19 protein-coding genes and 1 tRNA gene are annotated in these 24,045 nt (G+C 71.1%); 6 read left to right on the forward strand and 14 right to left on the reverse strand.

The features are described from left to right. Nucleotides 1-2: 2 nt before the first annotated feature. Complete coding sequence (locus tag ACGFMK_RS20180; protein WP_392765112.1) at nt 3-1,001, reverse strand: IniB N-terminal domain-containing protein; 999 nt, start codon at nt 999-1,001, stop codon at nt 3-5. Nucleotides 1,002-1,300: 299 nt separating this feature from the next. On the opposite strand from ACGFMK_RS20180, the gene ACGFMK_RS20185 reads away from it, so the two are divergent. Both ACGFMK_RS20185 and ACGFMK_RS20190 read left to right on the forward strand, forming a co-directional pair. Then, a complete protein-coding gene (locus ACGFMK_RS20185; protein WP_392765115.1) occupies nt 1,301-2,446 on the forward strand; it encodes a molecular chaperone DnaK in 1,146 nt (381 codons plus the stop codon). Continuing rightward, entirely contained in the window at nt 2,443-4,851 is a 2,409-nt protein-coding gene (locus ACGFMK_RS20190) for a LuxR C-terminal-related transcriptional regulator (protein ID WP_392765118.1), read from the forward strand. Before ACGFMK_RS20185 ends, ACGFMK_RS20190 begins: the two co-directional genes overlap by 4 nt. Nucleotides 4,852-5,735: 884 nt before the next feature. Here the strand turns inward: ACGFMK_RS20190 and ACGFMK_RS20195 are convergent. Genes ACGFMK_RS20195 through ACGFMK_RS20205 form a run of 3 tightly spaced genes read right to left on the reverse strand, consistent with a single transcriptional unit; the run spans nt 5,736 to nt 7,689 of the window. Continuing rightward, entirely contained in the window at nt 5,736-6,479 is a 744-nt protein-coding gene (locus ACGFMK_RS20195) for a ferredoxin reductase (protein ID WP_392765120.1), read from the reverse strand. After that, the gene (locus ACGFMK_RS20200; RefSeq protein ID WP_392765122.1) at nt 6,449-7,048 is read right to left on the reverse strand and encodes a sulfite oxidase-like oxidoreductase; all 600 of its coding nucleotides are present in this window, start codon (nt 7,046-7,048) and stop codon (nt 6,449-6,451) included. The genes ACGFMK_RS20195 and ACGFMK_RS20200 overlap by 31 nt, the downstream gene beginning before the upstream one ends. A gap of 29 nt (nt 7,049-7,077) precedes the next feature. Next, nucleotides 7,078-7,689 carry a pentapeptide repeat-containing protein gene (locus ACGFMK_RS20205; RefSeq protein WP_392765125.1) on the reverse strand — a complete coding sequence of 204 codons (612 nt, stop codon included), beginning with the start codon at nt 7,687-7,689 and terminating at the stop codon, nt 7,078-7,080. Between the two features lie 42 nt (nt 7,690-7,731). On the opposite strand from ACGFMK_RS20205, the gene ACGFMK_RS20210 reads away from it, so the two are divergent. The 3 genes from ACGFMK_RS20210 (at nt 7,732) to ACGFMK_RS20220 (ending at nt 10,290) form a co-directional block, all read left to right on the forward strand. After that, nucleotides 7,732-8,634, forward strand: a complete 903-nt coding sequence (locus ACGFMK_RS20210; protein WP_392765128.1) for an ornithine cyclodeaminase family protein — start codon at nt 7,732-7,734, stop codon at nt 8,632-8,634. A 147-nt stretch (nt 8,635-8,781) separates the two neighbouring features. Continuing rightward, nucleotides 8,782-9,036, forward strand: coding sequence for a hypothetical protein (locus ACGFMK_RS20215; protein WP_247061574.1), 255 nt, complete (start codon nt 8,782-8,784; stop codon nt 9,034-9,036). A gap of 426 nt (nt 9,037-9,462) precedes the next feature. Next, complete coding sequence (locus ACGFMK_RS20220) at nt 9,463-10,290, forward strand: hypothetical protein (RefSeq protein ID WP_392765131.1); 828 nt, start codon at nt 9,463-9,465, stop codon at nt 10,288-10,290. A 105-nt stretch (nt 10,291-10,395) separates the two neighbouring features. On the opposite strand, the gene ACGFMK_RS20225 is transcribed toward ACGFMK_RS20220, so the two are convergent. The 10 genes from ACGFMK_RS20225 to ACGFMK_RS20270 form a co-directional block, all read right to left on the reverse strand. After that, the gene (locus ACGFMK_RS20225; RefSeq protein WP_392765134.1) at nt 10,396-10,962 is read right to left on the reverse strand and encodes a hypothetical protein; all 567 of its coding nucleotides are present in this window, start codon (nt 10,960-10,962) and stop codon (nt 10,396-10,398) included. Further along, nucleotides 10,959-12,572, reverse strand: coding sequence for a substrate-binding domain-containing protein (locus ACGFMK_RS20230; protein WP_392765137.1), 1,614 nt, complete (start codon nt 12,570-12,572; stop codon nt 10,959-10,961). Before ACGFMK_RS20230 ends, ACGFMK_RS20225 begins: the two co-directional genes overlap by 4 nt. After that, the gene (locus tag ACGFMK_RS20235; protein ID WP_392765140.1) at nt 12,569-13,702 is read right to left on the reverse strand and encodes a toxic anion resistance protein; all 1,134 of its coding nucleotides are present in this window, start codon (nt 13,700-13,702) and stop codon (nt 12,569-12,571) included. The genes ACGFMK_RS20230 and ACGFMK_RS20235 overlap by 4 nt, the downstream gene beginning before the upstream one ends. A gap of 1 nt (nt 13,703) precedes the next feature. Continuing rightward, complete coding sequence (locus ACGFMK_RS20240) at nt 13,704-14,783, reverse strand: hypothetical protein (RefSeq protein WP_392765143.1); 1,080 nt, start codon at nt 14,781-14,783, stop codon at nt 13,704-13,706. 93 nt (nt 14,784-14,876) lie between these two features. Further along, a complete protein-coding gene (locus tag ACGFMK_RS20245; RefSeq protein WP_392765145.1) occupies nt 14,877-16,370 on the reverse strand; it encodes a carboxylesterase/lipase family protein in 1,494 nt (497 codons plus the stop codon). Next, nucleotides 16,370-17,791 carry an ATP-binding protein gene (locus ACGFMK_RS20250; RefSeq protein WP_392765147.1) on the reverse strand — a complete coding sequence of 474 codons (1,422 nt, stop codon included), beginning with the start codon at nt 17,789-17,791 and terminating at the stop codon, nt 16,370-16,372. The genes ACGFMK_RS20245 and ACGFMK_RS20250 overlap by 1 nt, the downstream gene beginning before the upstream one ends. Continuing rightward, a complete protein-coding gene (locus tag ACGFMK_RS20255; protein ID WP_392765150.1) occupies nt 17,788-19,440 on the reverse strand; it encodes an FAD-dependent oxidoreductase in 1,653 nt (550 codons plus the stop codon). The genes ACGFMK_RS20250 and ACGFMK_RS20255 overlap by 4 nt, the downstream gene beginning before the upstream one ends. Before the next feature lie 10 nt (nt 19,441-19,450). Continuing rightward, nucleotides 19,451-20,377, reverse strand: coding sequence for a ribonuclease Z (locus ACGFMK_RS20260; RefSeq protein WP_392765152.1), 927 nt, complete (start codon nt 20,375-20,377; stop codon nt 19,451-19,453). Nucleotides 20,378-20,392: 15 nt separating this feature from the next. Continuing rightward, the gene (locus ACGFMK_RS20265; protein ID WP_392765154.1) at nt 20,393-20,956 is read right to left on the reverse strand and encodes an HdeD family acid-resistance protein; all 564 of its coding nucleotides are present in this window, start codon (nt 20,954-20,956) and stop codon (nt 20,393-20,395) included. A 443-nt stretch (nt 20,957-21,399) separates the two neighbouring features. Continuing rightward, a complete protein-coding gene (locus tag ACGFMK_RS20270; protein ID WP_392765157.1) occupies nt 21,400-23,601 on the reverse strand; it encodes an RICIN domain-containing protein in 2,202 nt (733 codons plus the stop codon). A gap of 287 nt (nt 23,602-23,888) precedes the next feature. Between ACGFMK_RS20270 and ACGFMK_RS20275 the strand changes: the two genes are divergently transcribed. Further along, nucleotides 23,889-23,961: transfer RNA gene (locus ACGFMK_RS20275), tRNA-Ala, on the forward strand. Nucleotides 23,962-24,045 lie beyond the last annotated feature (84 nt).

A 24,045-nucleotide genomic window follows, 5' to 3' on the forward strand; every position in this document is an offset into this window, starting at 1 on the left:
AGTCAGTGCCCGATGTGGATGTCGTTGGACGCGATGTCACCGAGGTGCAGGTTGCCCAGCGCGTTGTGGCTGACGTCCGCGACATCGGAGACCACGTCGTGGACGGCCGAGCCGTTGCCACTGGCGATGTCGCCGACGGCACCGGCGACGTTGTGGTCCACGTCGAGGCCGGTGGCCGAGGTCACGGTGGAGGTGACGTCGCCGACGCCGTGCGCCACGTGCGAGACCTCGCTGGTGACGTGCTTCACGTCGAGGTCGCTCGTGCCCTTGAGGATGCCGGTGAAGTCGCCGACGTGCGTGGCGGCGTCGGTGAGGTTCGACACGCTGCCGGTCAGGTCACCGGTGTGCGACGCGACCTGGTCGACCGGGCTGGAAACGGCGCCGAGCACCTCGGTGCCGATGGTGTGGGCGGTGCCCACCCCGCCGACGAGGGGCTGCTCGGCCAGCGTCGTCAGCTGGGCGATCTGGTTGGCGTCGGTCAGGTAGGCCGGAGCCGCGGTCAGGTTCGCCAGCGCGGCCGAGTCGAGGCCACCCGCCAGGTCGCCGCCGATGATGACGCTGGTCACGTTGCCGGCCAGCGCGGTGACGTTGCCCGCGTTGGTGATCTCGTTCGCGACCGGCAGCTCGCCGACGGGCAGGTCGCCCAGGCCCGGCAGCTCGCCGACGCCGAGGTCGCCGACGCCCGGCAGCGCCGAGGTGGCCGGCAGGCCGAGGCCCTGGGTGAGGGCGGTGAGCTGGTCGATCGCGCCCTGGATGCCGGTGGTGTCGGTGCCCACCGAGGTCAGGTCGCCGACCAGCGGGAGGTTGCCGACGGCCGGGAGGCTGTCGACCGGCACGTAGTCGAGCACCAGCGGGATGACCTCGTGCACGTCGGCGGCGCTGACGTCACCGAGGCCGGCGAGGGCGAGGGCCTGCTGCGGGTCCGTCCCGAAGGCCGCGAGGGCGGTCGGGTCGTTGAGCAGGTTGAGGGCGAAGTCGTGCAACGTCTGCACGGAGTCCATGGGGGTTCTCCTGATCCGGTGTTCGGGGGACGGCATCGGCCGCTGGGACCGGTGTCCATGGCCAAGTTAGGGAGCCGGACCCCCGGCACACATCGGGGATCACTCCGAGTCGCCACCGGCTCAGCCGATAGGGGATCGATATGTCATCGTTAGGGAGTTAGGGGCTCATCCGAGACGCACTCAGTTGGGTTAAATCCCTCCAGACCCTTGATTGACTAACCCGTTTGGGTGAGGATGCCCCGAGCCCTAGGGGGATTTCGAGCCCCCGATCGGCCCCGCGAGGTGAGGAGGAAGCGCCGTTGCCCTACGTCCTCGGGATCGATGTGGCACCGGGCCGGACCCACGCCGCGATCTGCCACCGTCACGGCCCCGGCTGGAGTGACCCCGAGCTGCTCTGGCTGGGTGAACGGTCCCCCGCCGCGGCGTCCGCGCTGTTCCTGGACGACGAGGGGTACCTGCTGACCGGCGACGCGGCGGCCCAGGCGGGCGCCCGGGTCCCGTCCCGGCTGCTCACCGGCTTCCACCGGCGGATCGGCGACGACGTGCCGATGGTCGTCGAAGGCGAGTCCTTCCCGCCCGAAACGCTGACCACGGTGCTCGTCGAAGGCATCGCCGAGCACGCGGAGAACCAGTTCGGCGGCCGCCCGCGCCACCTGGTGCTGACCCACCCCGGCGACTGGGGCGGCTACCGCCGTGACGTGCTGCGAAGGGCCCTGGCCGACGCCGGGTTCACGGCGGTGACGCTGGTCCCCGGCTCGATCGCGGCGCTCGGCGCGCACCTGCCCGTACCCGGCCCGGGCGTGACCGCCGCCGGCGTGTGCGAGTTCGGCGCCGACGGCGTGAACGTCAGCCTCGCGACGCCGACCGCCGCGAACGGCTGGCAGATCGGGGCGAGTGCCGAAGGCGTCTCCCCCGCTGCCGCTTTGAGCACGCTGTTCGCGCTAACGGGCACCGCCTCGATGTCCCCGAAGGGGCTCGCCGGCGTGGTGTTCTGCGGCGACGTCCCGCCGCACGCGCTGCCCGCCCGGCCGCCGTGCCCGATGTTCGCGGGACCGGTTCCGCCGGCCACCACCGCGCTCGGCGCGGCCGCCCTCGCCGGGCTGCGCGCGGACCACCGGGCCACCCCCCAGGAACCCCCGGCCGTCGAGACCACCCTGCTCCCCCGGGTGGACACGCTCGGTGAGCTCGGCGAGCGGCCACCCCGGCCGCCGGTCGAGATCACGCCGTTCGAACTGCCCGAGCGCAGCGGCCCGATGGACCTCTTCCGGCGCCGGCGCCCGCTCGCCGCCGCGGTCCTCGTGCTCGCCGCGGCCATCTCCGCCGTGCTGATCACCCTCACCGCCCGCGAAGCCACCGCCGGCCCCGACCAGTCCCACACCCCGAGCCAGTCCACCCCGAGCCACTGCGCCGCTCCCGGCGCCCCCTCCGGTGAAGGTCACTGTTGAACACACTGCTCACGCAGGCCGCCCCGCTCCACCCCGTCCCCGTGCACCCGGCGGCCCGGCAGCTGCTCGACCAGGTCGCCGCCGACCCGGGCGCGCCGCTGCGGGTCGCCGTCGTCGCCCCCGGTGGTTACGGCAAGAGCGTGCTGCTCGCCGCGCTCGCCCGCGTCTACCGGCAGGCCGGCGCGAACGCCCTGCTCGTCGACGACGCCGACCGGCTGGGCGCCGACCAGCTCGAAGAACTGCTGGCCGGCGCCGAGGGGCCGATCGTCGTCGCGCACCGGCCGGCCGCGATCGCGCCCGGCTGGACGCTGGTGCAGCTGGGCCCGCTCGGCGTCGAAGACCTCGCGCGGCTGGTCGAGACGGTGACCGGCAAGCCGGCCGACCCGGCTGCCGTGGCCGAGCTGCACGCCGGCAGTGGCGGGGTGCCCCGGCTGGCCGAGCGCGCGCTGCTCGGGCGGCTGGAGGAGTTCCGGCCCGAGCTCGACGAGCTCGACGACGACGTCCTGCACTACCTGATCGCCGCCGAAGCCGGTGCGGGGCGCAACCTCGACCTGCTGTGCGCGCTGCTGGACCGCACGCCCGACCAGCTGCCGGGGATCGTCGACGGCGCCCGCGCGACCGGGCTGCTCGCCCCGGACGACACGTTGCTGCCGCTGGCTTCGGGCGCCGTCCGCGACTTCGGGCCGCCCGCCCGGCGCCTGACGACGGTGCAGCGGCTGGTCGAGCTGCAGCTGGCGAACGGTCTCCCGGTGCTTGACCTGGCGCGGTCCCTCCTCGGCACGGGCAGCACCGGCGCGTCCGCGGCGGCCGCGTTCGCCGCGGCCGCCGCCGAAGCCCTGCCGACGGACGCCCGCCTGGCCACGCAGCTCTTCGAAGCCGCCGCGGAAGCGGGCGAGCGCGGCCCGGCCGTCACGGCGGGCTGGGCCCGCGCGGCGGGCCTGTCCGGCGACCTCGACACGGCGTTGCGCCTCGGCGACGGGATGCTCGGCGCCGCCGACGCCGAAAGCCGCGCGGCCGGCGCGGAGATCGCGGCCACCGTGCTGGCCCACCGCGGCGAGCTGGCCCGCGGCGCGGAGCTCTACCAGTGGGCCGCCGGTGCCGGCGTGCACCTCGCGGCGGGCAGCGGCGGCACCAACGCGTTCGCGGCGACGGCGCTGGTCGGCACCGGCGACGTCGAGGGCGCCCGCCGGCTGCTCGACTCCCCCGCCCCCGGCCTCGCCCCGACGCTGTTCGCCGGCGCGGCCACCCGGATGGCCCGCGGCATCGTCGATTCGGTGTCCGGCTGCGCGACGGAGACGTTGTCCACCCTGCTCGGCGCGGCGGCGATGCTGGAACCGGCGCTGGGCGGCACGCTGCTGCCGGACAGCCCCGCGGCGCTGGCCGCGCTCGCCGCCCTGCACACCGGTGAGCTGGCGCTGGCCGAGTCGGTGCTGAGCCGCGCCCTGCAGGGCCGTATCGGCGGCGACCTCCTCGCCGTGCGGCACCGGCTGCTGCTGGGCTGGGTGGCGATGACCGCGGGCGACCTGGCGACCGCCGCGGAACACCGCGACGCCGTCTCGGGCCACACGCTGGAAGCACGTGACGAACTGTTCTTCGCGACGCTCGAGCTCGGCCTGGCCCGTCGGGCCAGCGACCTGGTCGGGCTGCAGCGGTCGTGGGCCCGCGCGTACCAGGCGTCGATGCGGCAGCAGACGGACCTGTTCACGTTGCTGCCGCTGGGCGAGCTGGCGATCGCGGCGGCCCGCACGGGCACCCACGCGAAGCTGGCCGGCCAGCTCGAACGCGCCCACACGCTGCTGACCCGGCTCGGCGAACCTCCACTGTGGACGGTCTCGCTGGTCTGGCACGAGCTGCACGCGGCGATCACGCTGGAGGACGCCGAAGCCGCGAAGGCGCACCTGGCGACGTTGACCGCGCACGCCCACTGCGGCCGCCACCCGAGCGCCCTGGCCGCGGCGGCGAAGGGCTGGCTGACCGTCCTCGGCGGCACGTTCGACCCGGACGAGATCTCGGCGGCCGCCGCGGAGCTGCACGACCTGGGGCTGTGCTGGGACGCCTCCCGCCTGGCCGGCCAGGCGGCGATCCGCACGTCCGACCGCAAGGCGATGGTCCAGCTGCTGGAGGCGGCCCGCCAGTTCCAGGGAACAGGCCTCCGCCGCGAGGCGGGTGCCGCGGAACCGACGTCCTCGGGCACCGGCCTGGCGGCGCTGAGCGAGCGTGAGCTCGAGGTGGCCCGCCTGGTGGTCGAGGGGCTGACGTACAAGCAGGCGGGCAGCAAGCTGTTCATCTCGGGCAAGACGGTGGAGCACCACATGGCCCGCATCCGCGGGAAGCTGGGCGCGGCGGACCGCCGGGAGCTGCTGGCGACACTGCGGGAACTGCTGTCTCGGCCCGATAGTCCTTAGGGAGCTGGTTGTGCGGCTCGGTTGATCGTTGCCGGGGTTGCGCGCCGCTGTCCCGCACGCCTGGCGCTGTCTGGTCGCTCAGCCGTGGCCGGGGCGTCGCAGCCCCGCATCCGCGGGAAGCTGGGCGCCGCGGATCGCCGGGAGCTGCTGGCGACCCTGCGGGAACTGCTGTCTCGGCCCGACAGCGCCTAAGGAACTGGTTGTGCGGCTCGGTTGATCTTTGCCGGGGTTGCGCGCCGCTGGCCCGCACGCCTGGCGCTGTCTGGTCGCTCAGCCGTGGCCAAGGCGCAGCAGCCCCGGGCTTTGTCTGGTCGCTCAGCCCCGGCTGGCGCGCCGCTGTCTCACATTCCTAGCGACGGCGGGTCGCTCAGCCTCGGCCGGGGAGCCGCACGCCCGGCGCTGTCGAGCCGCAGCGTCGCTATCCCGCAGCCCAGCTTTGTCGGGTCGCTCAGCCACGGCCGAGGCGCCACTATCCGGCATCCCCGGCTGTGTCGAGTCGCTCAGCCACGGCTGTGTCGGGTCGCTCGGCCGCGGCTGGGCACCGTTGTCCCGCGCCCCGGCGCCGGCGGGTCGCGCAGCGCGGCCAAGGCTCGGCTCGGCCGAGGAGAACGGCAGACCCGGCACCCCCACGTGAGCGGGCCGGTCAGTCGCGGCCGGCTGGCGGCCTCCGCACCTGGCGCTGGAGGCTTTCCCCGTCGCGGCTGGGTTTCGGCACCCGGTGCCGTCGGGGTGGTGCGGTCGGACCCGGCGCGGCCCGGTTGCTCGAGCGTCGTCGACAGCACGGGTCGATCGCGGCAGGTGGCGGCCCGGCCGGGTCTCGAGAGTCCTCGACGCCCGGCGTCGGCGGGGCTGCGCGGCCGGGTCACTCAGTGGCCGACGGGATGTCAGTCGCGGCTGGGGCCGAAGCGTTCCGTGCGGATGCGGTGGGGGTCGTGGCCCAGGGCGACCAGGATGTCCGCCACCGTCTCCACGAAACCCGTCGGGCCGCAGACGAAGGAGGTCGCGCCGAACTCGGCGGGCCAGGCTGCCGTGTTGAGCGTTGCCACGTCGATGCGGCGCGGGATTCCCTCGCGGCCGTCCGGTAGTTCGCGGGTGTAGACGTAGGTGACGTCCAGGCCCGCGGTCGGCTTGCGCAGTTCTTCGGCGTAGTACAGCTCGGCCGGGGTGCGCAGCGAGTAGATCAGCTTGAACGGCGTGCGGACGCCCGCGGCGCGGCGGGCGCGGACCATCGCCATCAGCGGGACGATGCCCGAACCGCCGGCGACGAGCAGCACCGGTTCGGGGTCGGCGGGGCGCCAGACGAACCAGCCGCCGACCGGGCCGCGGATCTCGACCGGGTCGCCGATCGCGTACGGGCCGGCGAGGTGCTCGGACACCTCCCCGCCGGGGACGCGCTGCACGGTCAGCTCGACGCGGTCGCCGTCGGCCGGGGCGGCGAGCGAGTAGCTGCGCTGCGCTCGGTAGCCGTCGGCGGCGGTCAGGCGGACGTCGACGTGCTGTCCCGCGAGGTGCCCTGGCCAGCCGGGCAGGTCGAACACCAGCGTGCGGGCCGTGGGGGTCTCGTCGCGGAACTCGGCCAGGCGGGCGACCCGCCACGCTAGTCGCCCTGATACCGCTGTTCGCGCCATGGATCCCCGTAGTCGTGGTAGCCGACGTTCTCCCAGAAGCCCGGCTCGTCCCGGGTCTTCAGCTCCAGCCCGCGCACCCACTTCGCGGACTTCCAGAAGTACAGGTGCGGTACGACGAGCCGCGCCGGGCCGCCGTGCTCGGGGGTGAGCGGCTTGCCGCCGTACTCGTAGGCGACCCAGGCCTGGCCGTCGAGCAGGTCGGCCAGCGGCAGGTTCGTGGTGTACCCGCCGTAGGAGTGCACCATCACGTAGTCGGCCGCCGTGTCGAGCCCGCCGATCAGGGTGTCCACCGGGACGCCGCGCCACCGCGTGTCCAGTTTGGACCACTGGGTGACGCAGTGGATGTCCACAGTGAACTTCTCGCTCGGGAGGGCCATCAGCTCGGCCCAGCTCCAGGCGTGCTTCTCACCGGTCTCGGTGGTGACCGTGAACTCCCACGTCTCGGTGCGCACGCGCGGCGTCGGGCCCGCCGACAGCACCGGGAAGTCCTCGGCCAGGTACTGGCCGGGTGGCAGGCGCGGGTTGCCGCTGCGGGCACGCCCCTGGAACCCCGGTGTCACGACACCCATCCGGCACTCCCTTCCTGCTGCGGGTGAGCCTACGCCCGGACCCGCAGCCCCAGCGACGTGACGAGCACCGCAGCCTGCTCCGGCGAGACGATCGCCGCGGCCAGCTCGGCGTTCACCGGGTCGAGCGCCGAGAGGTCGCTGCCCCGCAGGTCGGCGCGCGGCAGCTTGACGGCGTGCAGCATCGCCCCGGACAGGTCGACGTCGGCGAACACCGCGTCGGCGCAGTTCGCCCCGGTGAGGTCGGCCTCGCGCATCCGCACCCCGTGGAAGGCGGCCGACCGGAGGTCGGCGCCCGCCAGCCCGGCGAACGACCAGTCGCCGCCCGTGACCCGCAGCGGCCGCAGCTCGCATTCACTGAACGTGGCCCCGACGAGCTTGCACCCGGTGAACTCGGCGTCGAAGAAGTTGCACCGCTTGAAGGCACAGCCGGTGAAGGCCGAATCTGCGTGCCGCGACGCGTTGAAGCGCACGTTGCCGAACACGCAGTCGGTGAACGTCGAGTTCCGGGTGACGGCCTCGGAGAGGTCGACCTCGTGGAACTCGCAGCGCGCGTAGTGCCGTCCGGTGATCTCCTCGCCGTACCAGTCGTCACGGAGGAACCGCTGGTCTTCGACGGGTGGATCTTGCGTGGCATCGGGCACTCGGCCAGGCTAGCGGCCACCGACCACGAGGGGTGCCGAAGCATGCTGGACGCCGACGACGTCCGAGCGGCCGTGCCGATGCCGGCCGCCGTGGACGCGGTGCGGGAGGCCTTCCTCGACCTCGCCGCGGGCCATTTCGAGGTGCCGCAGCGCCTGTCGTTCGACGGCGGCACGACGCTCGTCATGAGTGCCTGCCACACCCCCACCGGCCGGACGGCGGTGAAGACCCTCAGCCTCGTCGCCGGCCGCGACCCGATGATCCTCGGGACGCTGGTGTGGAACACCCCCGAGGCGCAGCTGGTCGCCGACGCGATCGAGGTGACCACCTTGCGCACCGGCGCGGTGTCGGGCGTCGCCACCGACCTGCTGGCACCACCGGACGCGAGCCGGCTGGCCGTGCTCGGCACCGGCGCCCAGGCCGCGGACCAGATCCGCGCGGTGGCGGCGGTCCGCCCGGTGCGGCAGGTGACGGTGTTCGGACGCTCCCGGCTTCGGGCGACCGAGTTCGCCGACCGGATGCGGGCGGAGTTCCCCGGCGTGCGCGTGGCGCCGAGCGTCGAGGACGCGGTCTCCGACGCGGAGATCGTGTGTTGTGCTACTTCATCGGCCACTCCTCTCTTCGACGTCGACGCCCTGCCGGAACGCGTCCACGTCAACGCGATCGGTTCGTACCTGCCGTCCATGCGGGAGCTCCCCGCCGAGCTGCTCGCGACGGCCGGCTGTGTTGTGGTGGACCAGATCGATGCCGCCATCGAGGAGGCCGGCGAGGTGATCCACGCCGTGGACAACGGCCTGCTTCCGCGGGACTCGTTGGTGGAACTGGGAAAGGCGCTTCAGGAGCCTCCGGTGGCCGGCGGGCGGACGGTGTTCAAGTCCGTCGGGGTCGCGGTGCAGGACTGGGCGATCGCGCGGTTGCTCGGCGAAAAAAGGGCACACCGACCCTGACTCACTGAGCGTGCCCGTTACCGAGCGGAGAGCAATAACAGCGGCCAAACGGCGCAATCTGGGCCTTGAAGCGTTTGACGGGCCACCCCATCCGGGAATTTCGGCGGCATGTCTCCTTGGCGAACCACCACTCGACGGAACACGGCCGTGCGGGTCATCACGGCGATCGGCGCGATCTTCGCGGGGATCGAAGTTCTCTACATGATCATGGTGCTCGCCGGCGCGAATGCCGGTAACTCCTTCTTCGTCTTCATCAAGTCATTGGCGGTTCCTCTCGCGTTGTTCTGGCCCGGCCTGTTCCCGGTGAGCAACCCCAGCCTCGCCGTGATCCTGGACTTCGGCTTGGCCGCGGTGTTCTGGCTGGTCGTCACGGGCATCATCGCCCGCTTCGCCGGCCGGTAATGGTCGGCCGCCGCCCGCCGACACCCCTGAACGGCCACCTGCCGTCACCGCCCCCTCCGGTGACGGCAGGTGGCACCCCACTCGGGTGACCACCTGACGGTGAACGGCGGTAGGTCGGCTGATGGTGCGAGTGGCCAGATCGGGTGATCTGGCTTCACTTCACGACTTTCTTACCGCTGCAAACAGCAAGTCCTTCGGTGCTCAGCGCCGACGGTGCATCGTTTGCACGACGAACGGCCGCGGTGCGCGGTCCACGAAGCACGAGTTCGGCGGACAGCAGTTCTCCCACCGCACTGGTGGCTGACGAAAGCCCGCCTGAGCGTTCGGGCTGGTCACCAAGGCCCTTCGCTTCGAGGACCCCCTCTCACTCGTTCGTGCCGCGACCCGGCTTCAGCGGCCGGTGGGCGTTTCGGCGACACTGGACGGATGAGTGACGGCAGATGGTTCGACGGCTGGGCTCCCTGGCCTGAGCTGGCCGGGCTGGCCGCGGCCGGGCGTTCGCTGCTGCCGAACGTTCCCGTCACCCCCGCCGCCGTGCTGCGGAGCGTCACCGAGCAGCTCGTCAGCCGGCGGCTGACCACCAAGGTGGACGGCCGTGAAGTCGGCCTCACGCTCACCGAACTCCACTACCCGGCCGACACCCTTCGACTGGCCACCGGACGCGTCGGCGACGTGCGCATCGTCGCCGAGGACGTCGACTGGCCCGAGCCCGCGGACGAGACCGGTGAGCAGAGCAGCATCCTCCTCAAGCGGGTCACCGTGCTCGCCGAGGACGTCCGCCTCCGCTCGCTGCCCACGCCGGCCGCCATTCCCGCTCGGGTCGAGCTGCGGATCGCCGTGTCCGCGGACGTGCTGCGCGAACGGGTGGCGGCAGTCCGCCCCGGGATCGTCGCCGCGCCGGCCGAAAGCGGGCTGCTCCAGATCCACTGGGCCAAGCGCCCGCAGTGGGGCCACCTGACCCTGGAGGCCCGGGTGGAGGACGACGCCGTTGTGCTCGTGCCGCGCACCCTCCACATCGGACGCCGGCAGCTGAAACCACCGGCACGCTTCCGCCCCATCGTGCTTCCGCTGCCGGAACTCCCGCCCGGGATAAAGCTGACGAAGGTGGAGCCGCGGCAGGACGAACTCGTGCTCCACACCGTGGCGGAGGAATGGCCGGAACGGCTTTCCCGCATTCCCCTGACCGATCTGCTGAGCTGGCTGACCACCGCGGCGATGACCCTGACCCTGCCGAAACTCGGTACGCGCTCATAGCTTTCCCTTCGCCGGAGTTGACCTGCTCCCCCGAAGCTACTCGAACGCCCGTTCGAACACATCACTCACACGGGTACAACCAGGAAACCCTGACACAGCAAGGAATCAGGCGTCACGATCCCGCAAATAGCGCGTGTGGTCCGCCTGCCGGTCGACGTCCGCCGAGTAGAACCGCTCGGCGATCCGGTGCGCCTCCGCCTCGAGCAAACCCAGCTGCGCCACCAGCTCTTCCGACGCCCCGGCCCGCCGGGACGCGAACCACCACGGCAGGTTCAGGAAAGTCTCCACCGACAGCGGCAGGTCGGTCCGCACCAGCCGGACCACGGAGTGCCGGAGGTCCGGATCGGCCGACAGCCGCGCGGGCTGCGCGAGCAGGTCGTGCAGCACTTCCGCGATCCGCCGCACGGTGTCCACAGTGGACGTGGGCATGCGCGACGCCTGGGTGGACACCGACGAAACCAGCGTTTCCAACGAGGCGCGCAGCTCCCCCGAGGTGTCGGGCAGCAGCCGGACCTTCTCCGGCGGCGCGAGCAGCGCACCCACCGCGTACAGCGCGATCACGACCACCGGCCAGATCGCACCGACCACGCCGGTCAGGTACAGCCCCAGGCCGACGAGCCCGCCGACGCAGCCGGCGAGGTTCTTGGTCGAGCCCAGATAACGCAGCATCATTGGTACCCGCGGATCTCCTGGAAGACGTCGGGAAGCTGGACCTTTCGCGCGTCGAAAACCTTGCCGCCGGTCATGGTCGCGACCTGCGTCAGCTCGTCGCTCGAACCCTCGCCGAACAGGACCGTGAACACCGGCACCCCCTTCATCGCGGGCGGCAGCGAGCCGAACGACGCCTGGAAGTCCGGCAGTGACGAGCCGTTCGCGTTCTCCCCGTCGGTCATCAGGACGATCGAGGTGAACCGGTCGGGATCGCGCGCCGCCAACGGCTCGAGCACGCGGTAGGCCTGGGACAGCGAATCGTAGATCGCCGTGCCCCCGCGGGCCTTCAGGCCTTCGGCGAACGCCTTGATCCGGGCCAGCTCGGCCGCGGGATCCTGCTCCGGCACGGTGAACGTCCGCGGCGCCTGCGGCCCGGTGTTGAACGGCAGCATCGTCACCTCCTCCCGGCTCCGGAACCGCCGGTACCGCCCGGTGAGCGAGTTGTCCGCGCCCGTCAGCCCGGCCAGCGCGGTGCGCAGCGCGTCGATCCGGTCACCCTCCATCGAACCCGACGTGTCGAGCACGTACAAGGTCCGCGACGGACGGCGGATCTTGTCGAAGTAGGCCTGGAGCAGGGCGTCCACCGCCTGCTGCGTCGCCGGGAACGGCAGTTCGACGAGGTCGCGCCGCGCGAACTGCGACCCCAGCGCGACGCCGGGCACCACCGGCCGCCGCTGCGTCGTGTCCATGATCTTCTTCTGGACGTCCGGGGTGCGCAGGTAGTCCGCGAGTCGTTGATGCGCCGACCGGGCGTCATCCCCTGCGGAGGCCAGCAGCGTCAGCGGGTAATCCGCGGTGATGACACCGTCGCTCGGGTAGATCACCTTGAGCGGCTCCGGCAGCTTCCCGGACGCGTTCGCCGACAGCAGCACGGACTCGTAGTTGATCAGCCCGTCGACCTTCTGGCCGGGGTCCTGGCCGGTCGCGCGCCGCGTGTACGCGTCTGACAGCCAGCCCGACGACCCGGCCGAAAGGGCCTGTGCGCTGAAGAACTGCGTCAGCTGCGGGGTGACCGCGGCGATCTGCCGGGCGTCGATCGCGTTGCCCGCGCCCGCCAGCGCCGACGCGACGCCGACCAGCGCCGAGAACCCGGAGTTCGACGCCGACGGGTCGGTCATCCCGTACGTGAACGCCTTCTTGCCGGCCTGCGCGGCGATCTCGCCCCAGCCGACCGGCTTCCCCGTCCAGCCGAGCCGTTGCGCGGACGACGCCGACAGCCCCAGCACCACCGGCGAGCTCATGATCTTGACCTGGTTCCCCAGCCGCTTCGCCGCTTCGGGAATCCCCGCCGGGTAACGGTTCGACGAAAACCAGACGGCGTCGTACTTGCCGTCGACACTGCCGTTCGCCAGCGACTCGGCGCCCTCCAGCGTCCCGGTGAAGGTGAACTTGACCTTGACGCCGGTGGCCTTCTCGGCCTCGTCGAGCACCGGTTGCATGTCCGCCAGCTCGCTGCCCGCGAGAATCCTGAGCGTGCCCGGCTCGGGATCCCCCAGCGGCGCCGATGAAGAAGAGTCGGAACACCCCGCCAGCAACACCGCGCTCAGCGCCACCAGAAAGAGCTTCTTCATACTTCCCCCTCGTGCGAGCGGCGCAGGTGGTCCTCGGCCCGGCGGATCTCGCCGGACAGGGACTCGACCGTGGTCGCCATGGTGCGGACGGCGTCGGCGCGGAACCCGTCGATCGCGTCGATCGAGGCGTAGATCCGGTCGAAGGACGCGCGGATCGTCTCGGTCGCGACCGCCGGGTCGCTGCTCGCCTTGCGGATCTCCGCGGACTGCAGCTCCAGCAGCTCGGAGTTGGCGCGGATGAGCCCGTCGGTCGTCGCCTGGAGCGCCGCGACCTCGTCCAGGACGTCGCGCTGGCTCGCCAACGCCCCGCTGACCAGCAGCGCGACGCGCAGCGCGGACACGGTCGTCGACACCGCCCGCTCGACGCCGCGGATCAGCTCGTCGTTGTTCTTGCGCACCAGGTCCAGCGCGAGGTAGCCCTGCGCGCTGACCGCGAGCTGGGTCAGCAGGTCCTGGTGCCGTTGCCGGATCGGGTACAGCACGTCACCACGCAACGCGTTGGCGCGCGCGGGATCGGTGAAGTCGTAGACCCCGGCCTGGGTCTCGATCGCGCTGTCGACGGCCTCGGCGAAGGCGGCCGCCTCGGCGAGCTTCCCCAGCACCTTCCACAGCCGCTGGCGCTCGCCCTTGATCGCGGCGTTGTCGCGGCGCAGGACGTCCTGACGGCCGCGGAGGTCGACGACCAGCGCGTTGACCGGCTCGTTCGCCGCGCGGTAGCGGTCCAGCGCGCGCTTGGCGCCCGCCGCGACCGGGAACATCCCGAGCAGCTTGCGCCCGGTGAGCGGCAGCTTCGCCGGGTCCAGCTCGGCGACCGTGCGGCGCAGGCTCGTCAGGCTGGTCGTCACGTGTTCCTGGGGTGACGCCGTGAGCGCGCGGCTGGTGCGGTCCAGCATCGCCCCCGCGACGCCGGCCGCGGCCCGCATGTCGGCCTCGCCGACGGCCAGCAGCTCGTCGAGCAGGTCGGTGAACTCCGGCGACTTGACGTCCAGCGCCTCGAGCCGTTCGGCGAACTTCCCGGCGCGAACGGTGATTTCCGACCGCGTGTCCTCGCCGAGGGTGATGAGCCCGGCGGCCCGCTCGGCCGGGATCGCCGTCACCGGCTCCGGCGGCGTCAGGGTGAATTCGTCCATGTCAGTACTGCTTGCCGACGGCGTCGAGCAGACGCTCCAGGGTCTCGAACGACGTTGGCTCGACGGCGTCCACCAGATCGGCGGGCGCGTGCGCCTGGGCACCGACGTCGGCGAAGAGCTTCGGGTCGGTGGTGCGGAACCCGAACGTCGCGGCGAGCTTGCCCAGCTCCGGGTCGGTCGCGAGCAGCTGTCCGACCTTGTCGCCGTCGCCGGACAGGGGCACCAGCGTGTGCTTCGAATAGACCGTCGGCGCCGGGTAGATCATCCGCATGTCCGGCCGGATCGAGCCGTCGCCGCGGACGACGCGGTCGACGTACTGCGACTCGTAGATCAGCGCGAGCGGTGTCTTGCCCATGCCCGCGGACAGGTAGTCCTCGAACGGCCCCTCGGTGCTGTTCTGGGTGTACCCCTGGTCCAGGAACAGCTTCGACACCGACGGCAGCACCTTCGCCTCCTGGTCCGGCGTGCTGACGACGGTGTTGCCGTTGGCCACGAACGAGACGATCGACAGGTACATCGCCGCGGAGTTCGACTCGCGCGGATCGGTGGTCGTGACCAGGACGTTCTTGCGGGCCGGGTACGCGGTGTTGCCGGGCAGCTGGTCCCAGCGCGTGCCCGCCTTCGCGACGTCCAGGTACTTCGCGACGTCGAGGACGTCGTAGTCGCCGGCGCCCCTGTGCACCACGCCGTTCGCCTTCAGCAGCGCGACGATCGGCTCGAAGGTGGCGATCGCCATCGGCGACTGGAACGGCGTGTAGACCGTGGTCACCTTGCGGTCACGCTGGATCTTCTGCGCCGCGGGCGAGGACGACGGGAACGCGAACGCGTACTTCCCGAGGTCGACGGTCGTTGCGATCTGGCGCGACCCGGCCGTGTCGACCTCGACCTTCAGGCCGTGCCGGGCAAAGGCGTCGACAACGCGCTGGTCGGTGAAGAAGGCCTGCTTCTCGGAGCCGATCACGCCCCGCACGGTGGCCAGGTCGCCACCCTGCGCGCTGTCGTCCCCGCGCCCCCAGACGATCACCGCCACGACCGCGAGCAGCAGCACCACGGCCAGTCCGATCGATACCCGGCGTTTCACGAGCCACCCCCCTCGACGGCCCGATCCTTCAGGGCCTTCGACTCGTTTGACGCGCGAGGGGACCAGTTCGAAGTGAACGAAAGATGAACAGTGTCAGGTGACGGGGAACCAGGTGCCCGACGCCCATTCCGTGTCGCCCCAAGCCTTTCGCTCTTCGGCACGTGGATCGAGCACCAGGTCCGTGTCTTCCCGGAAAACCATCACCGGACGCAGTTCCGGGCCGTAGCGCGGCCAGTCGGGGCCGTCGGCGGACGCGACGCCGTCGTGCACGAACCGCACCCAGCACCGGTGAACGAGCAACGCCGCGCGCTCGCGGGCCGGGTTCACGTCGGACGCCTGCGCGAACAGCGGCAGCGGGGCCTTCCACGCCATCGTCGTCTCGGTGCCGTGGCCGCCGTCGAGCTGTTCGGGCACCCCGGGGGCCGCGATGTCGATGCGGTAGCGGTAAACGGGGGCGTGCGCGGACTGCGCGTCGGCGAGGCGCTGCGTCGGGACGCCGTAGCGTTCGTCGCCCATCGCGGCGATCTTCGCGGACTTGAGGTCGGGGACGCGGCGGAGGTAGGTCTCCAGGAGCTGCGAAGCTCCTTCCGCGCCAAGGATTTCGGTGAGGACGTCCTCCGCGGGCGCCGTCGCGATCTCGTCGCCCAGCATCATCGCGTACGTGCTGCCCTCGTTGCTGTTGCAGCCGACCAGCAGCGGGACGCCGGCCGCGCTGCCACGGCGGATCGGCTCGACCGGCACCTCGGGCAGCACGCGCGGGTGCAGCGTCGGGCGCCACAGCCACAGCGCCTGGAACCCGGTCAGGATCCGTTCCTGCGCCTCGACGAACTCCTTGGCGGGCAACGCTCGCAGCGCTTCGACGTCGTGGCAGCCGACCTCGTCGAGCAGCCGCCGGGCCAGCGCGGTGCCCGTTTCCGGCGTCGCCACGTGGTCCGCGCCGCCGCTGCTGCTGATCGCCTGCGCGAACAGCCCCGCGCCGAGCGGGCTGCCCATCAGGTTCCCGATGCTCTTCGCGCCCGCCGAGACGCCGTAGACGGTGATCCGCGCCGGGTCCCCGCCGAACGCGGAAATGTTGCGGCGCACCCACTTCAAGGCGGCGATCTGGTCGAGCAGGCCGCCCACGCCGGCGTCCGCTTCGGACTCGCCGAAGATCCCGGCGAGGTGCAGGAACCCGAGCGAGCCGAGGCGGTAGTTGATCGTGACGACCACGATCCCGGCCCGCGCGAACTCTTCGCCGTCACCGAGCTGTTCACCGTGACCGACGCGGTAGCCGCCGCCGTGCAGCCAGAACAACACCGGGTAGCCACCCTCGGGCGCGGGCTCCTCCGGCGTGCAGACGTTGAGGTACAGGCAGTCCTCGTCGCAGACCGCCTGCGGGTTCATCGGGTCCGGCGACTGCATCGCGTGCGGCCCGTACTCCACCGCGACGTGCACGCCACCCGAGAGCGAAGGCGGCTGCGGCGCCTTCCACCGCAGCTCGCCGACCGGCGGCCGGGCGTACGGGATCCCGCGCCACCGCCGGACGCCCTCACCCGCCAGCCCCACCAGCGCCCCGAGCTCGGTCGTGACCGTCGGGACGGTGGCCATCAGAGCGAAGCCTGCTCTTCGGTCGGGAGGCACACCTCGAACCGTGTGTTCCCCGGCTCGGACTCGACTCGCAGGTCGCCCTGGTGCCGCTCGACGACGATCTTCCACGAGATGTCCAGGCCCAGCCCGGTGCCCTCGCCGACCGCCTTGGTCGTGAAGAACGGCTCGAAAATCCGTCCCTTGATGTCGTCGGAGATACCCGGCCCGGTGTCGCCGATCTCGACGCGCACCTGGTCGTTGACACCCCACGTGCGCAGCGTGAGCGTGCCTTCGCCGCCCATCGCGCCCAGCGCGTTGTCGATGATGTTCGTCCAGACCTGGTTGAGTTCGGCCGCGTACGCCGGGATCTTCGGCAGGCTCCGGTCGTACTCCTTGACGACGCGGACGCCGTCGCCGATCTTGCCGGCGAGCATCACGAGCGTGGAGTCGAGGCCGTCGTGGACGTCGACCCACTGGTGCGGCGAGCGGTCCATCTGCGAGTACTGCTTGGCCTTGCCGACCAGCGCCGAGATCCGGGTGGTCGAGTCCTCGATCTCACCCATCAGCATCTCGGTCTCGAGCGCGTACGCGAGCCAGCGGGCGGCCCCGTCCATGAAGGTGTCGCCGACCTGCTCCAGGACCTGGTCCAGGTCGGCCGTGGTCAGCCCGGCGCGGACGTAGATGTCGGCGAGGTCCCAGCCGCCGTCGATGCCGTGCTCGTCGAACCAGTCGCCGATCTCGTCCTCGCGGTCGGACTGCTGCATCGCGGTCAGCTTCTCCGCCTGCGCGACCTGCTTGACCAGCGTCTCCTGGACGTCGATCAGCTGGTAGAGCAGCTCGGGATCGATGTCCCTCTTCGCCAGGAAGGCCAGCTTGTGCCGCATCCCGGCGACGCGTTCGCGCAGCGCGGACGTCGCCCGCACGGCGGCCGCGGCCGGGTTGTTCAGCTCGTGCGTCAGGCCGGCCGACAGCTCGCCCAGCGCCAGCAGCCGGCGACGCGAGCCGATCACGGTGTCGCTGTTGCGCCAGCCGAGGTACATGCCCTCCAGCAGATGCGTCGCCATCGGGAACCACCGGCGGAACTCGAAGGAGAACTCCCGCGACGGCAGCGTCAGGAACGTGACGTCGGACAGCGCGCGCACCGTCGCGTTGTAGCGGTGCTCGCTCTCCTGGTGCACGAAGAACTGCGTCGCGCCGAAGTAGGCTCCGCGCTGGTCGGACCGGTTGGTCTCCACCTCGGTGCCGCTGACCATCCTCGTCATCCGGATCGCGCCGCTCAGCAGGACGTAGAAGCAGGTCGCTTCGTCACCCTCGTGGATGACGACGGTGTCGCCCTCGTACTCCTCGAGCACGGCGTTGTCGGCGATCCAGTCGAGCTGGTCCTCGGAAAGGTGTTCGAACAGGAAGAGGCCGCGAAGCTCTTCCCGCGGCAGTGCGCTCATTGTTCCTCCAGGTACCGGTGTACCAGCGTCACGGCCATCGCGCCTTCGCCGACCGCGGAGGCCACCCGCTTGACCGACTGGGACCGCACGTCGCCCGCTACGAAGACGCCCGGGATCGAGGACTCGAGGTAATGCGGGTCACGGTCCAGCGTCCACCCGCGCGGGCGCTGGCCACCGGCCAGGAGGTCCGGGCCGGTGCAGACGAAGCCGTGCTCGTCGCGGTGGAGGTCGTCGCCCAGCCACTCCGTGCGCGGGGCCGCGCCGATGAAGATGAACAGGTGGCCGGTGTCGACCTCCTCGGTGACGCCGTTCTCGCAGAGCGTGAGCCGCTCCAGGTGCTCGTCGCCGTGGGCCTGCTTGACGGTGGTGCGGGTGCGGACGTGGATGTTCCCGATGCCGGCGATCTGCTCGATCAGGTAGTGCGACATCGACGACTCGAGCGACTCGCCGCGCACCAGGATGCTGACGTCGCTGGCGTGCTTGGAGAAGAACACCGCGGCCTGCCCGGCGGAGTTCGCGCCGCCGACGATGTAGACGTGCTCGCCCTTGCACTCGGGCGCCTCGGTGGCGGCCGAGCCGTAGAAGACGCCGCGGCCGGACAGCTCCTCGATGCCCTCGGCGTCCAGCGCGCGGTAGGTGACGCCGCTGGCGAGGATCACCGAGTGCGCGGCGATCTCGCTGCCGTCGCCGAAGGTGATGACCCGGGACGAGCCGCGGGCCTCCAGGCCGACGACGTCGCGGGCGGTCAGCACCTCGGCGCCGAACTTCTGCGCCTGGCGCCGCGCCCGGTCGGTCAGCTGCGCGCCGGAGACGCCGTCGGGGAAGCCGAGGTAGTTCTCGATGCGCGAACTCGTGCCGGCCTGGCCGCCAGTGGCCTTCTTCTCGACGAGCACGGTCCGCAAGCCCTCGGACGCCCCGTACACCGCGGCGCCCAGCCCGGCCGGGCCGCCGCCGATGACGACGAGGTCGTAGAACTCCTGCGCCGGCCGGGTCGACAAACCGACCGCGTCCGCGATCTCGCTGGTGGAGGGGCGCTTGAGCACGGTGCCTTCGGGGGTGACGATCACCGGGATGTCGGCTTCGGTGGCGTCGGCGGCCTTGAGCAAGCGCTTGCCCTCGTCCTCCTCGACCGAGTACCAGCGGTAGGGCACGGCGTTGCGCGCGAGGAAGTCGCGCATGTGGAACGACGGCGACGAGTACCGGTGCCCGAGGAGCTTGACCTCGTCGACCGGCTTGTCGCCGACGGCCTTCCAGGTCTCGACGAGCGCGTCGATCACCGGGTAGAGCTTCTCCTCCGGCGGGTCCCACGGCTTGAGCAGGTAGTGGTCGACGTCGACGACGTTGATCGCCTGGATCGCGGCGTCGGTGTCGGCGTAGGCGGTCAGCAGGGCACGGCGGGCGTGCGGGAACAGGTCCATCGCCTTCTCGAGGAAGGCGATGCCGTCCATCTGCGGCATCCGGTAGTCGGCGAGGATCGCCGCGACGGCGTCGCCGCGCAGCTTGATCTCGCGCAGCGCGTCGAGGGCGTCGGCGCCCGAGTCGGCGCGGATGACGCGGTAGTCCTTGCCGTAGCGCCGCCGCAGGTCGCGGGCGACCGAGCGGGACACGGCGGGATCGTCGTCGACGGTCATCAGGATCGGCTGGCTCACGTCCTGCAGCCTACGGCGCGAGGTGGCCCGCTGGGGAGGACCGGCGTTTCGGCACCTGGACCCGCTCCAGGTCTCGGGCCACCACGATCTCACCGTCGAATTCGGCCCGTGCTTCGTCGAAGAACCGCTGCGGCTCGGGGTAACGCTGGGAAAAGTGGGTCAGCACGAGCTGCCGGACGCCGGACTCGGCGGCCACCCGCGCCGCCTGCCGCGCGGTCAGGTGGCCGAAGTCACGGGCCAGCCGGGAGTCCTCGGCCAGGAAGGTCGACTCGATCACGAGCATGTCCGCGTCCTCGGCGAGGGCGTAGACGCCGTCGCAGAGCCGGGTGTCCATGACGAACGCGAACCGCTGGCCGCGCCGGGGCACGCTGACGTCGTCCAGGCTCACCGTCCCCAGCTGTCCGTCCCGCTGGAGCTTGCCGACGTCGGGGCCGTTGATGCCGTGTTCGCGCAGCCGCTCGGGCAGCATGGTCCGGCCGTCCGGCTCGATCAGGCGGTACCCGAACGCCTCGACCGGGTGACTGAGGAGCCGCGCTTCGAGGACGCCGAACTTGCCCGACGCGATCGGGCCGTCGGTCTCGACCGGCTGCTCCCGCAGGTCGGCGGTCTCGTGGAACGACGTCGCGTGCCGCAGCCGTGCGAAGTAGTGCGCGCCGGACGCCGGGAAGTGGGCGTGCACGGTGTGCCGCACCTTGTCGAGCGACAGCCGCTGGATCACGCCGGACAGGCCGAGGCTGTGGTCGCCGTGGAAGTGCGTGACGCAGATCCGCGTGACGTCCGTGGCCGCGACGCCGGCGTGCACCATCTGCCGCTGGGTGCCTTCGCCGGGGTCGAAGAGGATGCCCTCGCCGTCCCAGCGGAGCAGGTAGCCGTTCTGGTTGCGGTGGCGCGTGGGCACCTGGCTCGCGGTGCCCAGCACCACCAGTTCGCGGGTCACATCCCCGCACGGTACTCAGGGCGTGGCGGGCGTGTTCGCGATCTTGCGCAGCCGGAAGGCCAGCACGAGCAGCACGATCCCGTAGATCAGCGCGTAGATGCCGACCAGCAGTGCGACGCCGTACGCGCCCGCGATCGGGTTGATCACGATGAGGATGCCCGCGAGCACGGAGATCGCGCCGGCCAGGATGAGGAACGCCTCACCCTGGATCTGCTTGCGCAGGCGGATGGCCGCGGCGATCTCGGCGACGCCGGTGACGATCGCCCACAGGCCGACCAGCAGCGCCAGCAGCAGCACCGTGATGCCCGGCCACACCAGTACCAGGATCCCGGCGAGGATGCCGAGCACCCCCAGCACGCCGTACGCGGCGCGGTGGGCGCCGTCGCCCGGCCGGAACGCCTGCATCAGCCCGCCGATGCCGTCCACGATCGCGTAGACGCCGTAGAGGATCGCGAGCACCAGCACGGTCGCGCCCGGCCAGACGAGCGCGAAGATCCCGAACAGCACGGCGACCACACCGCGCACGGCGGTGAGCGGCCAGGCCTGGCGAGGTTCGACGACGATTCCGAAGGCGGTCATGTCCCGCTCCTTTGCACTCCGGGACGACCAGTATCGCGGCAGTTCGGGCGCGTGGCGCGGTTCACCACCCGTTCGGGCCACGGGTCCACAGTGGCCCGTCGGCTCACGCGTCCGCGGCCGGCTGCCGCCGTTGTGCCCGGGAGCAGCTCCGCGGCCGTCACGCTGGGCAGGTCCGCGAGCACCGTCGTGCCGTCCGCTCCCCCGGTTCGGCCGGCTTCAGCGGCACGCCGACGACGTCGGAGCCCTCGACGAGCACCTCACCCGCCTCGACCTGCTCCAGAGGCGCTGAACAGCGACACCGCGACCGGCAGCCGGCCTCGGACTGTCCGGTTTGGACCGTCCACACGGGAAAGGCGTCCATCGGCGGGATGCCGGCCCGGAGGATTCACGAAGCATGAGGACCGGCGTGCGCCGCGGCCGCCACCACGGCGCACGCCGGTTGATCAGGGGTAACTGACCAGGTTGACCGGCTTGGTCCCCTGCGGGGTGGTGTCACCGGTCGTGTTGATCACGTGGGTGATCGTCCCCTGGTAGTTGAGGGAGACGGTCACCATGTCGTGGAACCTGACACCGGGCGTGTTCGGCGCCTCGAAGGCGTGCGCGCTGGCGACCGAGGGGTTGGTGCTGAAGAAGCAGTAGCTGCCCAGCCCCCACGCCTCGTGACTGGTCACGTTCGGGCCCACCTTGTAGGCGGAGTAGCCCTTCGTGGACCCGTTCATCCAGCCCGCCTGGTTCGGCACGTCGTACGGCATCTCGTTCTGGAAGAAGTACGTCCGGCCGCCGTTGCCGTTCCAGACGACCTGCGTCTTCTGGTAGTGCTCGACGAACAGGCCGTACATCGTCACGTTGTTGCCGTTGACGGTGAGCCCGGTGTCCGCGGTGTTGGTGGTCCAGCCGACGTTGTTGCCGTTGTCGGCGTGGTCGGCGCGCCAGATCCACATGTGGTCGCCGATCACGTTGTTGCTGTTCACCACCAGGCTGTTGGTCGCCTTGCCGACGGCCGGACCGCCGATGCGGAAGAACACGTCGTGCAGCGACGTCGGGTCGGCCGAGTGGTCGGCGGTCGAGCCGGCCGCGCCGACCTGCATGAGCGTGTTCGAGTTGGTCGTGCCCGCGTCGATCAGCAGGCCGGCCACCTTCACGCCGTCGACGTCGTCGACGTTCATCGCGGTGACGCCGCCGTCCGGCACCAGGGTGGCGATGCCGAGGCCGAGCACGACGGTGTCGGGCCGGGTCACGTGCAGCGCCTGGTTGAGGTGGTAGACCCCCGGCGTGACCAGCAGGTTCTTGCCCGCCGCCAGCGCGGCGTTCATGTCCGCGGCGGACGCGCCGGGCTTGGCGACGTAGAACTGGTCGATCGGGATCGAGCTGCCGGGCGCCGTGCCGTTCGCCCAGCTCGTGCCGGACGCGTTGGTCTTCACACCCGGGACGAACACCTGGTAGTTCCCGGCGTTGTCGATGTAGAGGAACGGCTTCTCGCGCGTGACCGGCGTCTGGGCGACCGTGGTGTACGGCGGCGACGGGAAGGTGTTCGAGGGCGCACCCTGGACGCCGGCGAAGACCATGTTCCAGTTCGAGCCGTTCCAGCTGCCGAACTGCGAGTTGCGCGAGATCCACTGCTGCTGCGAGCCGGAGCGGACCTGGCCGTCGATCTTCGAGTCGGAGATCCAGCCACCACTGGCCCAGCCGCCGTCGTCGAGCTGCAGGTCGCCGCGGACGTGCATGCGGCGGTACGGCGCGGCCTGGCTGACGGCCCAGCGGTCGGCGCCGCCGGTCGGGTTCACCGAGAGGTTCTCGGCGCCACGCCAGAAGTTCTGCGTCGCGTTCTGCGGCGGGAACCAGTCGGCCTCGACGTGCACGGCGCCGTTGATCGTCACGGCGTCCGGGCTGAGCCCGAGGCCGAGCACCTGCGTGTAGAAGCCGACGTTCACGTCGTTGGAGTACGTGCCCGGCTTGAACATCACGGCGTAGCGCTGGCTGCCGAACTGGTTGCGTTCCTGCTGGCTGAAGATGCTGTTGAGCCGGCTCTGGATGCTGGCGCTCGACATCGACGGGTCGAAGATCACCACGTTCGGGCCGAGGTCCGGCTGCCCGGAGGTCGGAGGAGTCGTGCCACCCACGGGGGTAAGTGTGAAGGACTGCGCGGTGGTGCTGTTGCACGAGTACTGCTGAAGCTGGACGGAGTCCGCGGTGGACGCGCTCGGGACGTCGAGGCACTTCCCGCTGTTGCGGTTCACGAAGTGGTACCGCCCGCTCCCCTCGTCGACGGCCTGCCACTGCTGGTTGAGGCCGCTCGAGTAGGTCCAGAGCTGCACGAGCCCGCCGTCGGCGGTCGAGACGTCGGTGACGTCCCAGGCCGCGGCCGGGTTGTTGCGGGTGTTGACCCGGAAGTAGCCGTCACCGGTCGACTGGAACTGCCACTCCTGAGAGGCGCTCTGGTTGCAGCTGTACTGCTGCACGACGGTGCCGTTCGCGCTGGCCGCGGCCCGCGCGTCGACACACTTCCCACTGTTCACCGCGGCGACCGTGTACCACCCGTCCGGGGTGATCGCGGCCTGAGCCGCCGGCGCCGCCACCGCGATCACGCTCCCGACCAGGACGAACGCCGCGGAAAGCAGCGTCATCACCCGCCGTCTCGTCTTCATGCGAAACCTCCTCCGCCGCACACGCGGCAACCTTCGAGCAGGAAACGGCAGAGGCGTGCCCGGTCTAGGGGTAGACGCGGCGTAACGGGCGGGGACCTCGGCGTCACAACCGCCGAAAATGTAACGGCGGACACACCGGGAGTCAATACACGCCTAAAAATAAGTCCTAAAACTGCAGGTCACAAGGCTGGGCTCTAGTTGGTGACCTTGCGGGCACCCCCGCGTCAGGGGCGTCGGAGCGGCGTGTACTGTATGGCCATACGAGATGCGGAGTTCACCTTCGCCTCGGGGCTATGGCGCAGCTGGTAGCGCACCTCACTGGCAGTGAGGGGGTCAGGGGTTCGAGTCCCCTTAGCTCCACAGTGACGAAACACCGCCCACCGGATCTAAAGATCCAGGTAGGGCGGTTTTTTCGTTGTACCGGATCTTGAGTTTCGTCAAGAA

Origin of the sequence: Amycolatopsis sp. NPDC049252, assembly GCF_043197175.1 — a bacterium.
Taxonomy (GTDB): domain Bacteria; phylum Actinomycetota; class Actinomycetes; order Mycobacteriales; family Pseudonocardiaceae; genus Amycolatopsis.

Coding starts and splice junctions, on each gene's coding strand:
- ACGFMK_RS20220 (WP_392765131.1), top strand. CDS start 9,463: ATGAGTGACGGCAGATGGTTCGACGGCTGGGCTCCCTGGCCTGAGCTG.
- ACGFMK_RS20270 (WP_392765157.1), bottom strand. CDS start 23,601: ATGAAGACGAGACGGCGGGTGATGACGCTGCTTTCCGCGGCGTTCGTC.
- ACGFMK_RS20225 (WP_392765134.1), bottom strand. CDS start 10,962: ATGATGCTGCGTTATCTGGGCTCGACCAAGAACCTCGCCGGCTGCGTC.
- ACGFMK_RS20180 (WP_392765112.1), bottom strand. CDS start 1,001: ATGGACTCCGTGCAGACGTTGCACGACTTCGCCCTCAACCTGCTCAAC.
- ACGFMK_RS20250 (WP_392765147.1), bottom strand. CDS start 17,791: ATGAGCGCACTGCCGCGGGAAGAGCTTCGCGGCCTCTTCCTGTTCGAA.
- ACGFMK_RS20210 (WP_392765128.1), top strand. CDS start 7,732: ATGCTGGACGCCGACGACGTCCGAGCGGCCGTGCCGATGCCGGCCGCC.
- ACGFMK_RS20195 (WP_392765120.1), bottom strand. CDS start 6,479: ATGGCGCGAACAGCGGTATCAGGGCGACTAGCGTGGCGGGTCGCCCGC.
- ACGFMK_RS20200 (WP_392765122.1), bottom strand. CDS start 7,048: ATGGGTGTCGTGACACCGGGGTTCCAGGGGCGTGCCCGCAGCGGCAAC.
- ACGFMK_RS20245 (WP_392765145.1), bottom strand. CDS start 16,370: ATGGCCACCGTCCCGACGGTCACGACCGAGCTCGGGGCGCTGGTGGGG.
- ACGFMK_RS20230 (WP_392765137.1), bottom strand. CDS start 12,572: ATGAAGAAGCTCTTTCTGGTGGCGCTGAGCGCGGTGTTGCTGGCGGGG.
- ACGFMK_RS20265 (WP_392765154.1), bottom strand. CDS start 20,956: ATGACCGCCTTCGGAATCGTCGTCGAACCTCGCCAGGCCTGGCCGCTC.
- ACGFMK_RS20235 (WP_392765140.1), bottom strand. CDS start 13,702: ATGGACGAATTCACCCTGACGCCGCCGGAGCCGGTGACGGCGATCCCG.